At 71.7% G+C, this 13,948-nt stretch carries 16 protein-coding genes and 1 pseudogene; 8 read left to right on the forward strand and 9 right to left on the reverse strand.

All coding sequences use genetic code 11. From position 1 onward, the window contains the following. Positions 1 to 46 precede the first annotated feature (46 nt). On the reverse strand, positions 47 to 1,102 hold the full coding sequence (locus tag ACFVWD_RS02925) for a polyprenyl synthetase family protein (protein WP_389593578.1): 1,056 nt from the start codon (positions 1,100 to 1,102) through the stop codon (positions 47 to 49). Continuing rightward, positions 1,099 to 2,157 (reverse strand): tetratricopeptide repeat protein, encoded by a 1,059-nt coding sequence (locus ACFVWD_RS02930; RefSeq protein WP_389593580.1) that lies wholly within the window; start codon positions 2,155 to 2,157, stop codon positions 1,099 to 1,101. The genes ACFVWD_RS02925 and ACFVWD_RS02930 overlap by 4 nt, the downstream gene beginning before the upstream one ends. Before the next feature lie 292 nt (positions 2,158 to 2,449). On the opposite strand from ACFVWD_RS02930, the gene ACFVWD_RS02935 reads away from it, so the two are divergent. After that, complete coding sequence (locus ACFVWD_RS02935) at positions 2,450 to 3,352, forward strand: aminoglycoside phosphotransferase family protein (protein WP_389593838.1); 903 nt, start codon at positions 2,450 to 2,452, stop codon at positions 3,350 to 3,352. A 45-nt stretch (positions 3,353 to 3,397) separates the two neighbouring features. Further along, on the forward strand, positions 3,398 to 4,024 hold the full coding sequence (locus tag ACFVWD_RS02940; protein WP_389593582.1) for an alpha-ketoglutarate-dependent dioxygenase AlkB: 627 nt from the start codon (positions 3,398 to 3,400) through the stop codon (positions 4,022 to 4,024). Positions 4,025 to 4,063: 39 nt separating this feature from the next. Here ACFVWD_RS02940 and ACFVWD_RS02945 read toward each other — a convergent pair whose 3' ends face one another. Together ACFVWD_RS02945 and ACFVWD_RS02950 are read right to left on the reverse strand one after the other, a co-directional pair. Then, the gene (locus ACFVWD_RS02945) at positions 4,064 to 4,663 is read right to left on the reverse strand and encodes a TetR family transcriptional regulator (protein WP_168505580.1); all 600 of its coding nucleotides are present in this window, start codon (positions 4,661 to 4,663) and stop codon (positions 4,064 to 4,066) included. Next, positions 4,660 to 6,105 (reverse strand): MFS transporter, encoded by a 1,446-nt coding sequence (locus ACFVWD_RS02950; RefSeq protein WP_389593584.1) that lies wholly within the window; start codon positions 6,103 to 6,105, stop codon positions 4,660 to 4,662. Before ACFVWD_RS02950 ends, ACFVWD_RS02945 begins: the two co-directional genes overlap by 4 nt. Positions 6,106 to 6,410: 305 nt before the next feature. Here ACFVWD_RS02950 and ACFVWD_RS02955 point away from each other — a divergent pair, with 305 nt between their 5' ends. The 5 genes from ACFVWD_RS02955 to ACFVWD_RS02975 all read left to right on the forward strand — a co-directional run bounded on the left by ACFVWD_RS02955 (position 6,411) and on the right by ACFVWD_RS02975 (position 9,040). Continuing rightward, positions 6,411 to 6,902, forward strand: coding sequence for a DUF2975 domain-containing protein (locus ACFVWD_RS02955; RefSeq protein WP_389593586.1), 492 nt, complete (start codon positions 6,411 to 6,413; stop codon positions 6,900 to 6,902). Next, positions 6,902 to 7,123, forward strand: coding sequence for a helix-turn-helix transcriptional regulator (locus ACFVWD_RS02960; RefSeq protein WP_054237256.1), 222 nt, complete (start codon positions 6,902 to 6,904; stop codon positions 7,121 to 7,123). Before ACFVWD_RS02955 ends, ACFVWD_RS02960 begins: the two co-directional genes overlap by 1 nt. A 111-nt stretch (positions 7,124 to 7,234) precedes the next feature. After that, entirely contained in the window at positions 7,235 to 7,333 is a 99-nt protein-coding gene (locus tag ACFVWD_RS02965) for a transposase family protein (protein ID WP_389593839.1), read from the forward strand. 446 nt (positions 7,334 to 7,779) lie between these two features. Further along, on the forward strand, positions 7,780 to 8,181 hold the full coding sequence (locus ACFVWD_RS02970) for a tyrosinase cofactor (protein WP_389593588.1): 402 nt from the start codon (positions 7,780 to 7,782) through the stop codon (positions 8,179 to 8,181). A gap of 34 nt (positions 8,182 to 8,215) precedes the next feature. Further along, entirely contained in the window at positions 8,216 to 9,040 is an 825-nt protein-coding gene (locus ACFVWD_RS02975; protein ID WP_389593590.1) for a tyrosinase family protein, read from the forward strand. A gap of 36 nt (positions 9,041 to 9,076) precedes the next feature. On the opposite strand, the gene ACFVWD_RS02980 is transcribed toward ACFVWD_RS02975, so the two are convergent. The 5 genes and pseudogenes from ACFVWD_RS02980 to ACFVWD_RS03000 form a co-directional block, all read right to left on the reverse strand. Then, positions 9,077 to 9,337, reverse strand: coding sequence for a hypothetical protein (locus ACFVWD_RS02980; protein ID WP_389593592.1), 261 nt, complete (start codon positions 9,335 to 9,337; stop codon positions 9,077 to 9,079). A 298-nt stretch (positions 9,338 to 9,635) separates the two neighbouring features. Beyond that, a pseudogene (locus tag ACFVWD_RS02985) lies at positions 9,636 to 9,817 on the reverse strand (serine/threonine protein kinase); the annotation flags it as partial. A 175-nt stretch (positions 9,818 to 9,992) separates the two neighbouring features. Next, a complete protein-coding gene (locus ACFVWD_RS02990) occupies positions 9,993 to 10,712 on the reverse strand; it encodes a ribonuclease H (RefSeq protein ID WP_389593594.1) in 720 nt (239 codons plus the stop codon). A 1-nt stretch (position 10,713) separates the two neighbouring features. After that, on the reverse strand, positions 10,714 to 11,748 hold the full coding sequence (locus ACFVWD_RS02995; RefSeq protein WP_389593596.1) for a helix-turn-helix domain-containing protein: 1,035 nt from the start codon (positions 11,746 to 11,748) through the stop codon (positions 10,714 to 10,716). 211 nt (positions 11,749 to 11,959) lie between these two features. Continuing rightward, positions 11,960 to 12,757: a VOC family protein gene (locus ACFVWD_RS03000; RefSeq protein WP_389593840.1), complete on the reverse strand. Its 798-nt coding sequence runs from the start codon at positions 12,755 to 12,757 to the stop codon at positions 11,960 to 11,962. Positions 12,758 to 12,902: 145 nt separating this feature from the next. Between ACFVWD_RS03000 and ACFVWD_RS03005 the strand changes: the two genes are divergently transcribed. Continuing rightward, on the forward strand, positions 12,903 to 13,919 hold the full coding sequence (locus tag ACFVWD_RS03005; protein WP_389593841.1) for a zinc-binding alcohol dehydrogenase family protein: 1,017 nt from the start codon (positions 12,903 to 12,905) through the stop codon (positions 13,917 to 13,919). Positions 13,920 to 13,948: the final 29 nt, after the last annotated feature.

Here is a 13,948-nt window from a genome sequence, read left to right on the forward strand (position 1 = left end):
GCAGCGCCTCCGGCCCACAGTGGGGGGAGCCGGAGGCGGGCAGGTGTCAGATCGTGCGGTGGGCGAGGGAGGAGAGGAGCGTCCGCAGGTCCGTGGCGGGACGTGGGGCCAGGGAGGCTTCCGTCAGCAGGGTGTCCGCCGCGGTGAGATGGCGGCGCGCCGCGCCGAGGGCCGCCGAACGACCGCCGGCCCGCTCGATCAGGGTCGCAGCCCGGCGTACGGCGCCGTCGTCGAGGACGGCGGCGGAGTTGAGGAGTTCGGCGAGCGCGGAGCGGCCCGGCGCGGCCAGGGCGGCGAGAACGGGGAGGGTCTTCTTCCCGTGCCGCAGATCACCGTGCACCGGCTTCCCCGTGACGGCCGGATCGCCCCAGATGCCGAGCAGATCGTCGGCGATCTGGAAGGCCACCCCGAGATGGCGTCCGGCGCGGTCCAGGGCGGCGGCGGTCTCCCGCGGCGCGCCCGCCAGCCCGGCGCCGAGGGCCAGCGCGCAGCCGAGCAGGGCACCCGTCTTGTGCTCCGCCATCGCCTCGTACTCCCCCGCACTCACCGCGTCGGGGCCGGTCCACGGGCGGTGGGCGAACAGGAGGTCGTCGGCCTGACCACGGACCAGGTCGCGCGAGGCCCTCGTCAACCACCGTACGGCCGCCGCGGCCTGGGAGTTCGCGGGCGCCGCGGTGAGGGTCTCGACGGCCAGGGCGAAGAGCGCGTCGCCGGCGAGGACAGCTGGGCCGGTGCCGTATGCCTTCCACACCGCTGGGCGGCCGCGGCGCATCACGTCGCCGTCCATGATGTCGTCGTGCAGGAGCGAGAAGGTGTGCAGCAGTTCCACCGCCACCGCGCCCGGCACGCCCGCCTCGGCGGAGCCTCCGGCCGCCTCGGCCCCGAGCACGGCGAGTGCCTGCCGTACGCCCTTGCCCTGGCGATGGGTCGCGGGGGCGCCGCCGACCTCGCAGCGGCCCAGCGCGTAGCCGGCCATCTCCGCCACCCAGGGGTGCAGCCCGTCGATCGCCTCCGCGAGGGCCGGGGCGACCAGTTCGCGGCAGCGCGCCAGGATCTCCGGGGCGGCGGGCGGTGCCGTCAGGACCGTACGGGGAGAGGTCATCGGGCGGCCTCCGTGTCCGCGCCCTCCGCCGGGGCGAGGCCGAGTTCCGTCCGCGCCCGTTCGACCATCGCCCGGGCGTGGCGCAGCCCGATGCCCTCCAACACCTTGGCCAGTTCGGTGAGTTCGGCGGCGGTCTCGGCGTGATCGCGGCCGAGCCTGGCCAGGGACTTGACCAGCCCGAGCCGGGACAGCGCCCGTCCGCGCGGCTCGCTCATCGCCTCGAACTCCGCCAGTGCCTGCGCGTAGAGGTCCCGGGCCCGCTCATAACGCCCGGCCCGGTAGAGGACGTTGCCGCGCATCTTGTGGTTGTAAGCGAGCGCCCCGGACAGGTTCATCGCCCGGCAGGACACCTCGGCCTCGCTCAACAGTGCCAGCGCGCGGTCCGGGTCCCGGTCGCGTACGGAGACGATGTCCGCGAGGCCGCGCAAAGCCCAGGCGTGGCCGCGCCGGTCCTCGGCGCGCGCGGAGATCTCGGCCGCTTCCTCAAACATGGCGTACGCGGTGTCGTAGGCGCCGGTGTTGCGGTGTATCTGCGCGATGCCCTCCAGGGCCCACACGGTGTGGCGGGCCTCGCCGCGGCTGCGGGCCTCGGCCAGCAGCTGTTCGTGCAGGGCGGTCACGGCGGCGTAGTCGCCCTGGATACGGCCGGTCTCCGCCATGCCCGCCAGGGAGTAGCCGCGTACGACGACGTCCCCGGCCTGCTTGCCGAGTTCGGCGGCCAGTCGCAGCAGCCGCCAGGCCAGCGGGAACGCCCCGCGCTGGCGGGCCAGGGTGCCGCCGCTCCACAGCGCCCATGCCATCGCGCCGGTGTCCCCGGCCTCGCGGGCGGTGCGGTAACTCGCCTTCCACGCCCGGTCGGCGTCGGCCACCTGTCCGAGCCTGCGGTGCGCCTCGGCGACCGCCAGGCCCGAACGGGCCGCCTCGGCACGGGCACCCACGCGCTCGGCGGCGCGCAGCTGCTCGGTACCCGCCGCCAGGACATCGGTCAGCGAGGAGTTCACGGACAGGGTGGTCAAAGCGCCCTGGTATTCCGGGGCGAAGGCCTTGCCGTACATGGATCCCTTTCGATCGGCCGACTTTCACGGGTAGGCGGCATCCGGCGACTCGACTATGCACCTCACGTATACACGCCTTGTATACACGGAGCGTATAGTGTGCTGGATTTCCACTCGGGAATCCGTGCTCCGTCGCGGTTGTCACGTCGCCCACCCGTTGCCGATCAAGACGGCGACGGCGTGCGCCAGGTTGCCTGCCGCGAAAAAGAAGCGCGAACCGCCCTCGTCGCAGGCATAGTTGGGCCCCGTGTCAGACAGAGAACCAGAAGCGCAAACGATCCCCGAAGGCCCGATGCGTCCCGGCGAGTTCCCGATCGACGCCTCGCTCGTGCGACGACTGCTGGCCGCGCAGTTCCCACGGTGGGCCGAGCTGCCCCTGAAGCGCTTCCCCTCGGCGGGTACCGTCAACGCCCTGTACCGGCTCGGCGACGACCTGGCCGTACGCCTCCCCCGGATCGCAGGGGGCGCCGAGGACGTGGGCAAGGAAGCGCACTGGGTGCCGCGGCTCGCCCCACTGCTCCCGGCCGCCGTCCCCGAGATCCTCGCCACCGGCACCCCCGGCGAGGACTACCCGTGGCCCTGGATGGTGCAGCGCTGGCTCGACGGCGAACCCCCGCGTGCCGGCCGTCTCACCGATCCGCTGGCCCTGGCCGCCGACCTCGGCGCCTTCGTGGCCGCGCTGCGCCGGGTCCGGCTGCCCGACGGGCCGACCGCCTACCGGGGTGTGCCCCTGTCCACCGTCGATGCCACGACACGCGCCGCGCTCGACGAGCTGCGCGGCACGATCGACACATCTGCCGCCACGGCCGCCTGGGAGGCGGCGCTCGCCGCGCCCGCGTGGACCGGTCCGCCCATGTGGGTCCACTCCGACCTGATGCCCGGCAATCTGCTCGCCCGCGGGGGCCGGCTCGACGCCGTACTGGACTTCGGCACCGTCGGCGTCGGCGACCCGGCCTGCGACCTCATCCCGGCCTGGAACCTGCTCCCCGCCAAGGCGCGGGACACCTTCCGGCAGGCGGCGGGCGCCGACGACGCCACCTGGGCACGGGGGCGCGGCTGGGCCCTGTCCATGGCGCTCATCCAGCTCCCGTACTACCGCGTCACCAATCCGGTGATCGCCGCCAACGCCGAGCACGTCATCCACGCGGTCCTCACGGAGGCCGACATCCTCGCGGAGGCCGGTGTCAGGCCCTGAGCATCACAATGGAACGTATATTCGAATACGGAGTACGCTGGGGGCATGTCCACGCACCTCCAGGGCTCGCTGTTCGACCAGACCGACGAGCTCCACCTCAGTCAGTTGAACGCGCTGCGCCGGACGGCCCTGGGCGACGGGGCCTGGATCGACCTGTTGCCCGGATGGCTCAGCGGCGCCGACGCCCTGTTCGCACGGCTCGTCGACGAGGTGCCGTGGCGGGCGGAGCGGCGGCAGATGTACGAGCACGTGGTGGACGTACCGAGGCTGCTCGCGTACTACCGGGCGGGCGACGCGCTGCCGCACCCGATCCTCGACGAGGCGCGACAGGCGCTGTCCGAGCACTACGCCCGTGAGCTGGGCGAACCGTTCACCACCGCGGGCCTGTGCTACTACCGGGACGGCCGCGACAGCGTGGCCTGGCACGGGGACCGGATCGGGCGGGGCGCTCGGGAGGACACCATGGTCGCGATCCTCTCCGTGGGCGCTCCGCGCGACCTGTTGCTGCGCCCGCGCCGCGGCGGGGAGACCGTACGGCGCCCGCTCGGACACGGCGACCTGATCGTGATGGGAGGCTCCTGCCAGCGCACCTGGGAGCACGCCATTCCCAAGACGGCGCGGGCGGCGGGGCCTCGGATCAGCGTCCAGTTCCGTCCGAACGGCGTGAACTGAGACGGAGGCGGGCGTTCGTGTCCGGCAGCGCCCTTCGCCTCACGGCGTCAGGAGGGCCTGGACCGTGGGGCCGTACCGGTCGACGATGTCCTCGATCGCGGTCGCGCGCAGCCGGGTGCCGCGTGCGATGCCGTACATCGCGCCGAGGCCGAGCAGTGTGCCGACGGCGAGTTCGGCGCGCAGGTCCGCGTCGGGGCCGCTCAGCCGCAGGGCGAGGCGGTCGCTGACCTGGGTGCGGAAGTTGGCGCGCATGATGTCGCCCTGGTCGCCCTGGCGCGGGGCGAAGATGATCCGCAGCACGGGGTCGGCTCCTCGCTCGGTCTGGCCGACGAGCACCTGGCGGACCATGTGGGGCCCGAGGCGGTCCAGGGGTGCGTCCAGGAGGGCGGCGGCGTCCGTCTCGAAGGACATCACGCGCCCGAAGAGCGCGTCCTTGTTCCCGAAGTACTTGAGGATCAGCGGAGCGCTCACCCCCGCCCGGTCGGCGATCGCCTTGAGCGTGATGTCCGCGTGGGCGTGCCGGGCCATCAGATGGCGGGCCGCGCGGAGGATGGCCGCCTTCGTGGCCTCGGCGTCGCGGCGCGGTGGGGCGATCGGGGTCGCGCTGAGGCCGGGGGGCGGAGTGGACACGGTGCTCAGGCTCCTTCGAATGCCTCGTCCCGAGGCGCGTCCGAACTGCCGGAGGCCCGTCGGGTGTCACGGAGGGTGGGGTCGCCGGGTATGACGAGGGCGGCGGCACAGGCCACCAGTGCGACCGTACCCGCCATGGCGAAGGCCAGCAGATAGCCGTGCAGCGTGGGGATCGGGGCGCCGCCGACGAAGCTGGTGTGGTGGACCAGGATGGCGGCGACGGCGGCGCTGCTCACGGCCTGGCCGACGGTGCGCATCAGCACGTTGACACCGTTCGCGGACGCGGTCTGCCCGGCGGGCACGGCGCGCAGGATGAGGGTGGGCAGCGCCGAGTAGGAGAACGCCGTGCCCATCGCGCAGACCGCGGAGCCCAGCAGGATCACCAGCAGGCTGTGGCTGTTGATGATGCGTATGCCGTAGCCGGCGGCGATGACCAGGGTGCCGAGGGCCAGCGTCACCCGGGCACCGCGGGCCGCCGAGATACGCGCCGAGACCGGCGAGAGCAGCAGCATGATCACCCCGCCGGGCAGCATGACCAGGCCCGTCGCCACGATGGACAGTTCGAGGCCGTAGCCGGTCGCCTTGGGCGCCTGTACCAGCTGCGCCGTCACCAGGGAGTTGGCGTAGAAGGCGAAGCCCGTCAGGAGCGCCGCGATGTGAGGCAGGGCGACGCGGGGGCTGGTCGCCAGTTTCAGGTCGACCAGGGGGCGTGCGGCACGCAGTTGCTGAGCCCACCACAGGCCGAGGACGCAGACGCTCCCGACGAACAGGCCGAGGATCCGGGGGCTGGTCCAGCCCCACTGGCCGCCCTGTGACACCCCCAGCAGCAGACAGGAGAGCCCCAGGGCCAGGCCCAGCGCGCCGGTCATGTCGAAGCGGCCCGGCTCGCGGACGGGCGACTCGCGCACCGCCCACCAGGCCAGCGCCGTCCCGACGGCGCCGATCACGGTCGTCCCCCAGAACATGACGTGCCAGCTGGCGTACTGGACCACCATCGCGGCGATCGGGAGGCCGAGGGCGGCGCCGATCCCGACGGTGGAGCTCATCAGCGCCACCGCGGAGCCCGTGCGCTCGGGCGGCAGTTCGTCCCTCAGGAGACTGATCGACAACGGTACGACGGCGGCCGCGGCCCCCTGCAGGGCTCGGGCCGCGATGAGTATGCGGATGTCGGACGTGAGGGCGCACATGAGCGAGCCGACCGTCATCATCCCCAGGGCGATCAGCAGCACCTTCTTCTTGCCGTACATGTCGCCGGCGCGGCCCAGCACGGGGTTGAGCACCGCTCCGGTCAGCAGCGTCGCCGTCACCATCCAGGACACGGCACCCGCCGACGCACCCGTCAGCCGCGGCAGGTCGGGCAGCAGCGGCACGACCACCACCTGCATGACGGCCATGAGACTCCCGCCGAGCGCGAGGACCGGGACCGTCAGTCGGTCACGCAGTGCCACCATGAACTCTCCAGAAGTCGGCGCGAAGAGGGGGGTGAATAGCAATTCACCATAGCTGGTGAATCGCCATTCACCCAATGGGCTCCCTACTTCAGGGGCACGGCTTCGGCGTAGTCGGATGGCGTCCGATTCATGGCTGAGCGAGGTCGACTTCGGCAAGATCGAAACCCTTCGCATCGCGCCATGCCGCGGGAGGGGCGGCGGTATCCCACCATGGTGCGAAATCGCCGCCCGCCCTCCGACCCAACCCTTGCTACACCTATCGAGATTCGATAGATTCCCATCGTAGCTCGATGGAAGGATGGGTCATGGGAAAGCTGACAGTGCGCGCGCTGCGCGCCGTGCTCGTGGTGGTGCTCACCGGCACCGTGTTCGTACAGGCATTGATGGTGTGGGCGTTGGTCAGCGGGAGCGACCCGGAGGACGGCTCGCTCCCGCTGACCCCGCTGCGCGTGATCACGATCCTGGGCATCGGGGCGGCCCAGGTCGCCCTGGTCTGTGTATGGCGACTGGTGACGATGGTGCGACGCGGAACCGTGTTCTCCCACGCCGCCTTCCGGTACGTGGACGTCATCATCGGCGCGATCGTTGCGGCTGCTCTCGTGTGGTTCGCGGTCACGGGCATCAATGCGCCCGGCCAGCGGGACGACCCGGGCGTCACCCTCATCATGGGCGGGGTCGGCGTGGCCATCCTGGGGGTCGCGCTCATCGTGCTCGTGCTGCGGATGCTGCTCGCCCAGGCCGTCGCGCGCGACGTCGAAGCGGCGCAGATGCAGGCCGAGTTGGACGAGGTGATCTGATGCCGATCGCCGTCGACATCGACGTGATGCTGGCCAGGCGGAAGATGTCCGTGGGCGAGCTCGCAGACCGCGTAGGGATCACGCCCGCCAACCTGGCGGTACTCAAGAACGGCCGCGCCAAGGCGGTGCGCTTCGCGACGCTCGCCGCGCTCTGCGAGGTGCTCAAGTGCCAGCCGGGCGACCTGCTTCGCTGGGAGGCCGAGGACACCGCGGGCGAATGAACCGTGGCTGCCGACACGTCATCGCCGATCCCGCTTGCCTTTGACCGACTCCGCGAGCATCCCGGGGCCGCACCCGGGGAGATCCCGGGCCTGCTGGAGCGTCTGGCCGAGGTGCCCGACCCTCGCGATCCGCGCGGCGTACGGCACGCTCCGGTCGTCATGCTTGCGCTGACCGCGTGCGCGGTTCCGGCCGGAGCGACCTCCCTGTAGACGGTGATGTCGCGGGACGGGTCCTGGCGCTTCATCAGGTCCTGGCACTTCATCAGGATCGAGAAGTACAGGCTCGCGGGTCCGCCACCGACGCACGCGATCTTCACGCGCACTCCCATTCCTCACGTAAAGCGGTCAATTGATCACGTAGAGTGACAAGCGGGTGCGACCCCCGCGGTTCGCGCCAGCTTGCGGGCGTGAGCCGCGCCACCCACCGCCGGCCGGCCCGGGAAGATCATCGCCGGAGCGTCCACCGGCCGGAGGAATTCCGCCTTCCGGTCGCTCGCGGGCACCCTCACAACAAGATCATCTTCGTTCAACCTTGCACGACATTTACTTAATTGTCCTGATCGTGGCCAACCGACATCCGGCGATTTCTCCCGCTCTCCGACGAACCGATAGGCATATCGGGTCATCGACCGAGCTTGATCGCAGGAGGTCTCCGCATGCCGGAACTCACCCGCCGCCGTGCCCTCGGGGCCGCGGCCGCCCTCGCCGCCGCGGCCGGCACCCAGACCGTCACCGTGGCCAGGGCCTCGGACATCGGACACCACGGCGGGCCCGAGGCCTTCGACGAGGTGTACCGGGGCCGTCGCATCACGGGCCGTGCCGCCGGCGGCGGCGGCCACCACCATGAACACGGCGCCGGGTACGCGGTGTTCATCGACGGGGTCGAGCTGCATGTGATGCAGAACGCCGACGGCAGCTGGATCAGCGTCGTCAGCCACTACGACCCGGTGCCCACCCCGCGCGCCGTCGCCCGCGCCGCGGTCGTGGAACTCCAGGGGGCACCTCTCGTCCCCCTCGGCATGCCCATGCCCATGCCCATGCCCATACCTCAGCAGTGACCCAGCCCCGTCAGCGCACCGTGGAGTCCCGCACATGACCGTACGCAAGAACCAGGCGAACCTGACCGCCGACGAGAAGCGGCGTTTCGTCGACGCGCTCCTCCAGCTGAAGCGCAGTGGCCGGTACGACGCCTTCGTCACCACGCACAACGCGTTCATCCTCGGTGACACGGACAACGGCGAACGGACGGGCCATCGTTCGCCCTCCTTCCTGCCCTGGCACCGCAGATTCCTGCTGGAGTTCGAGCGGGCGCTGCAGTCCGTGGACGCCTCCGTCGCCCTCCCGTACTGGGACTGGAGCACCGACCGTTCGCCCCGTTCCACCCTGTGGGCCCCCGACTTCCTCGGCGGCACCGGGCGCAGCCTGGACGGCCGGGTGATGGACGGCCCCTTCGCGGCCTCCGCGGGCAACTGGCCGATCAGCGTGCGCGTCGACGGCCGTACGTATCTGCGGCGTTCGCTCGGCAGCGGCGTCCGTGAGCTGCCGACCCGCGCGGAGGTGGACTCCGTGCTCGCCATGGCGACGTACGACATGGTGCCCTGGAACAGTTCCTCGGACGGTTTCCGCAATCACCTCGAGGGCTGGCGCGGCGTCAACCTCCACAACCGGGTGCACGTCTGGGTCGGCGGCCAGATGGCCACCGGTGTCTCCCCCAACGACCCCGTGTTCTGGCTGCACCACGCCTACATAGACAAGCTCTGGGCCGACTGGCAGCGCCGCCACCCCGCCTCCGGCTATCTGCCGCTCTCCGGCACTCCCGACGTCGTGGACCTCGACGAGACCATGAAGCCGTGGAACGACGTGAAACCGGCGGACCTGCTGGATCACACCGCGTTCTACACCTTCGACACCGTCTGACCGCGCGTTCACAGACCCGTTCCCGGTCGCCTCTCCTCACCGGGAGGGGCGACCGGGCCTCACACCTCTCGTCCACGCGTCCTCCACCAGCCAGCCGTCCGCGTACCCGATCCGTACGTACGTCGCGGTCGTGGCCGTCTCGCCCTGACGCGGCAGGACAACGGGGCGCTCGGTGAGGACGACGGCGCCCTCCAGGCGCCACCAGGCGCCCACCTGGTACAAGGCCTCCTGCAGGGCTTCCAGCGCGCGTGAGCCGGGCAGCCCGGCGGCGGCGAGCATGCGGCGCCAGTGGATCAACTCCCTTACGGCGGACCAGCTGTCCAGCCTGCCGCCGAACTCCTGCCAAAAGCCCGGTCCGCAGCCGTCCGTCGCCCGCCGCCGGGAGTTGCCCGCGCATCCGTTCCTCCGCCCGCCGCGCGAACTCCGGCGCGAGCCGCAACGGCGGACCGGCGACGAGGTCGGTGAACAGTGTCCCGTCGAGCCGGTCCTCCCCTCCCGCCCGTGGCACAGTACCCAGGAGGCCGGGGCGCCGCCCAGCGGAGAGTCCCCACCGTCCGCGTCGGCCACGGCGGGCGAGGAGTACACGGCCCCGCTCGGGCGAACCGTCCGGGTCGGCGTCGACCACACCGGCGGTGAACACGCGGTTCACCCGTCGGGCCGCGGCGACCTCCCGGGCGGCCCGGCGCCGGAAGTCACCGTCGTCCGCCAGTTCCGGGCACACCACCTTGACCGCGACCGCCCGCCCTCCCGGCGAGCGCCCAGGTAGACGCGCCCCATCCCGCCCGCACCGAGCCGCGCCACGATCCGGCATCGCCCCGCGTGTCGCGGGTCCCCCGCCTCCGGCGCCTCGAACGCCTCCACACAACCCCCTGCCAAGGCCCCACGCACTTCGGGGGCTGTCCGCCGAGTGTTCGGCGGACAGCCCCCGAAGGAGACCGAAGCAGGGAAAGTACTAGGCGTTGCTCGGCTCGGCCGTACGGCACTCGGGGTGCCCCCAGCCCTGGCCGTTCTTGGCGATGGACTCGCCCGCCGCGTAGGAGCGGCCGCAGACGCAGCGGCCCGGGAACTTGGCCTTGATCGTGCGGGCCGACGTGCCCTGCCTGGGTGTCTTGGCGGAGGCCGTGGCCGTGGTGCGACGGCGGCCGGCGCCGGAGGGGGCCGGGGTGTCGGGGGACGGCGGGGGCTCCGGGGAGCCGAGGTCGCTGCCGGCGGGCTGCTGGACGATGGCGGCCTGGCTCGCGGCGCGGTCGGCGAAGTCGTTCAGCCGGTCGCCGTCGACCTGGTGGGCGGGGACGTAGCGGAACTCCACGGTGCGGCCGTCGAGGAGTTCGTCGATGCGGGCGACCAGTTCCTGGTTGGCGACCGGCTTTCCGGAGGCCGTCTTCCAGCCCTTGCGCTTCCAGCCGGGCAGCCAGGTCGTGACGGCCTTCATCGCGTACTGGGAGTCCATCCGGATCTCCAGCGGGACGTCCGGCGCGATCGCCGTCAACAGGCGCTCCAGCGCGGTGAGTTCGGCGACGTTGTTCGTCGCCGTGCCCAGCGCTCCCGCCTCCCAGCGGGTCGGCGTCTCCGCGCCGTCGGCCACGACCCACGCCCATCCGGCCGGTCCCGGGTTTCCCTTCGAAGCCCCGTCACAGGCGGCCACCACACGTTCAAGCATGTCCCCGATCATGTCACGGTCCGGCGGCGGCTCCCCGCATGGGCCGCAGCAGGCTCTCCCGGACCCGGGGGCTGGTGCCGAGCAGCCGCAGACCCAGCACCGTCGCCGTGTGCAGGACGTATTTGCCGTCACGGTGGCTGGCGACCAGTCCCCCGTCGCGCAGCACGCCGATCTGGTAGCTGGCGCTGGGCAGCGCGATCCCCACGGCCTCGGCCACCTCGGAGGTGGTGCGGGCACTCTGTCCGGCGACCTCGGTCAGCACGGCGGCCCTGGTGCGGCCGAGCAGGCGCTCGACCCCGTCGTCCGTACCGTCCGCGACGGCGAGCGGAGTCTTCGCCACCGGGTAGACGAGCACGGGATCCAGACCGGGGTCCGCCAGCGCGGTCGGTCTGCGCCAGCAGAAGTAGGAGGGCACCAGGAGAAGTCCTCGGCCCTCCAGATACAGGTCGCGCTGGACGGGATAGTCCACTTCCAGCACCGGGGCACTCCAGCGCGCGACGGGGCGCAGGCTCTCCAGCAGTGCCTGGGTACCGCCGTCGAGGAGGGCTCGGGCGCGCACCCCGACATCGTTTCCCACCGCCGTGCGGATGTGCGGCCAGTGCGGTTCCAGCAGACCGCGGAAGTAGATCCCCAGGGAGTTCGCCAGCACCTTGAGCGCGTCGCTGCCCGGTCTGCCCAGCGAGACGGTCCAGTTCGGGACCGGGCGCGACTCGGCCAGCCGCGTCAGTTCGCGGACCAGTTGCACACGCGGTGTGCGCAGCACTTGGTCGAGTCCGGCGGAAAGACCGCCGCCGGTGACCGGCGGGGTGAGGAAGTCCGGAATGTAGCCGGTGGCGGGAATCAGGGCGCGCAGCGGGCGCAGTGCGCGGCCCAGGTTCGAGTCGCCGGAGAATCGTTGCCGCGCCGAGCGGCGCCAATGTCCGAATTCCAGCGGTCCCTGGCCGGTTTCCAGACGGCAGACACTGCACATCAGTTCCCACAGGGGATCAGGCTGCCGGGCCACTCGAATGTTCTGCAGATCGTCCGAAGTGAAGTGAATGCGGAGCATGGGGTCTCTTTCGCTCGCAATCCTTGTGGGGGGTTCGGCCGCTCGAACGTGCCGCAACCACAAGAGGGGACGAGCACCGCATGCGCATGGTTGCCCCGGAGACAAGAGGCCCCGGCCCGCCCCGGAGGAATTCCGCCATTCTCCGGGGCGGCCGGTCCGCGGGGGTTCCGCGGTCCGTTCAGGGCCGGTCCGCGGGGGTTCCGCGGTCCGTTCAGGACACGTCGGTCGCCTTGGGCATCGCGCCCTCTGTCGTCTTGACGTCGATCACGGAGAACGCCGCGCCCTGCGGGTCGCTGAGCGCGGCGAACCGGCCGAACGGGCTGCTCATCGGCCCGAAGCGGAGAATCGCGCCCCGTTCGGTGGCCTTCGCGACCGCGGCGTCGCAGTCCTCGACGGTGAAGTACACGTTGAAGTACGGCGGGACCTCGGGCGGGAAGTCGTCCGTCATCCGCATCCGGCCGAGGACCGGATCCTCGCCCAGGTCGTACAGCCTGAAGTCGACGGCGGCGTCGTCCAGCTGCTTCATGCGGTACCCGAAGACGGCCGAGAAGAAGGTGTCCGACTTCTCGGGCTCACGGGTGAAGACCTCGGCCCAGCAGTACGCGCCGGGCACACCCCGGGCCTCGAAGCCCTCGTGCCGGCCGGCCTGCCAGACGCCGAAGACGACCCCGCTCGGGTCCCGGGCGATCACCATCGTGCCGAAGTCGCCCACCTGCATCGGCTCCATCAGCACCTCGCCGCCGTCGGTCCGGATCTTCCGGGCGGTGGCGTCGACGTCGGGCGACGCGAGATACAGACACCAGGCGGACTGGCCCTCCTGGCCGGGCATCGGCGGGACGACGGCGGCCACCGCCTTGCCGTTCGCGTAGGCCTGGGTGTAGTTGCCGTACTCCGAGGACGACTCGCCGAACGTCCAGCCGAGCACCTCACCGTAGAAACTCTTCGCTCCCTCGACATCGCTGAACATCGCGTCCGCCCAACAGGGCGTTCCCTCGGGCTGTACGGCCATGGCGTTCCACTCTTCCCGTTTCGTCATGATTCATTCAGGTTTCACGCTAGCCAGCCTCCGTCCGGGCCGCGCGCCGAGCGGGGTGCCCTGGACGACACTGGAGAGTGGCCTCGGGTGGTCGTCGACGGGACGGGGACACGGGATGATGCACGCGTGGGAAGTCGGTCGGCCCGGGCCGATCGAGGGGGAACCGCTGCGTTTCGTCGAGCGGCCGATCCCGGTGCCGGGGGCCGACGAGCTTCTCGTGCATGTGCGCGTGTGCGGGGTGTGCCGCACCGACCTGCACGTCAGCGAGGGAGACCTGCCGGTGCGGCGGCCCCGGGTGACGCCGGGCCACGAGGTCGTCGGTGTGGTCGCGGCGACGGGCGAGGACGTGCTCGACCACGCGGTCGGCGACCGGGTGGGCGTGGCCTGGCTGCGCCGTACGGACGGCACGTGCGGGTACTGCGCGCGCGGGTCCGAGAACCTCTGCGCGGCCTCGCAGTACACGGGCTGGGACGCCGACGGCGGCTACGCGGAGTACACGACCGTCCCGGCGGCCTTCGCCTACCGGCTGCCCGGTGAGGTGGACGACGTCGCGCTGGCTCCGCTGCTGTGCGCGGGCATCATCGGCTACCGCGCGCTGCTGCGGGCCGCGCTGCCGCCCGGCGGACGGCTCGGCCTGTACGGGTTCGGGGGCAGCGCCCATCTGTGCGCGCAGCTGGCCCTCGCGCAGGGCGCCACCGTGCACGTACTGACGCGCGACCCGGCCGCTAGACGGCTCGCGCTGGAACTCGGGGCCGCGTCCGCCCGGGGCGCGTACGACGAGCCGCCCGAGCCACTGGACAGCGCGATCCTGTTCGCGCCGGTCGGCGATCTGGTCCCGGTCGCGTTGCGGGCCCTCGACCGGGGCGGGATCCTGTCGGTCGCCGGGATCCATCTGAGCGACACCCCGCCACTGCACTACGAGAGCGACCTGTTCTACGAGAAGGAGCTGCGCAGCGTCACCTCCAACACCCGCCGGGACGGGCAGGACTTCCTGGCACTGGCGGCCCGCCACGGCGTACGCGCCACGACGCACGCCTACCCGCTGTCCGAGGCACAGCAGGCCCTGCGGGACCTCAAGACCGGCCGTTTCGACGGGGCGGCCGTGCTGGTGAACGACTTTCCGCCGCGCACCTGAGCATGCGCGCCCGCGACGCGCGTGCGTGG

This window comes from Streptomyces sp. NPDC058086 (genome assembly GCF_042885015.1).
Taxonomy (GTDB): domain Bacteria; phylum Actinomycetota; class Actinomycetes; order Streptomycetales; family Streptomycetaceae; genus Streptomyces.

Excerpts from the sequence above, each read along its gene's own strand:
- ACFVWD_RS02925 (WP_389593578.1), bottom strand. The coding sequence starts at position 1,102 with ATGACCTCTCCCCGTACGGTCCTGACGGCACCGCCCGCCGCCCCGGAG.
- ACFVWD_RS02930 (WP_389593580.1), bottom strand. The coding sequence starts at position 2,157 with ATGTACGGCAAGGCCTTCGCCCCGGAATACCAGGGCGCTTTGACCACC.
- ACFVWD_RS02935 (WP_389593838.1), top strand. The coding sequence starts at position 2,450 with ATGCGTCCCGGCGAGTTCCCGATCGACGCCTCGCTCGTGCGACGACTG.
- ACFVWD_RS02940 (WP_389593582.1), top strand. The coding sequence starts at position 3,398 with ATGTCCACGCACCTCCAGGGCTCGCTGTTCGACCAGACCGACGAGCTC.
- ACFVWD_RS02950 (WP_389593584.1), bottom strand. The coding sequence starts at position 6,105 with ATGGTGGCACTGCGTGACCGACTGACGGTCCCGGTCCTCGCGCTCGGC.
- ACFVWD_RS02955 (WP_389593586.1), top strand. The coding sequence starts at position 6,411 with ATGGGAAAGCTGACAGTGCGCGCGCTGCGCGCCGTGCTCGTGGTGGTG.
- ACFVWD_RS02960 (WP_054237256.1), top strand. The coding sequence starts at position 6,902 with ATGCCGATCGCCGTCGACATCGACGTGATGCTGGCCAGGCGGAAGATG.
- ACFVWD_RS02970 (WP_389593588.1), top strand. The coding sequence starts at position 7,780 with ATGCCGGAACTCACCCGCCGCCGTGCCCTCGGGGCCGCGGCCGCCCTC.
- ACFVWD_RS02975 (WP_389593590.1), top strand. The coding sequence starts at position 8,216 with ATGACCGTACGCAAGAACCAGGCGAACCTGACCGCCGACGAGAAGCGG.
- ACFVWD_RS02990 (WP_389593594.1), bottom strand. The coding sequence starts at position 10,712 with ATGATCGGGGACATGCTTGAACGTGTGGTGGCCGCCTGTGACGGGGCT.
- ACFVWD_RS02995 (WP_389593596.1), bottom strand. The coding sequence starts at position 11,748 with ATGCTCCGCATTCACTTCACTTCGGACGATCTGCAGAACATTCGAGTG.
- ACFVWD_RS03000 (WP_389593840.1), bottom strand. The coding sequence starts at position 12,757 with ATGGCCGTACAGCCCGAGGGAACGCCCTGTTGGGCGGACGCGATGTTC.
- ACFVWD_RS03005 (WP_389593841.1), top strand. The coding sequence starts at position 12,903 with ATGCACGCGTGGGAAGTCGGTCGGCCCGGGCCGATCGAGGGGGAACCG.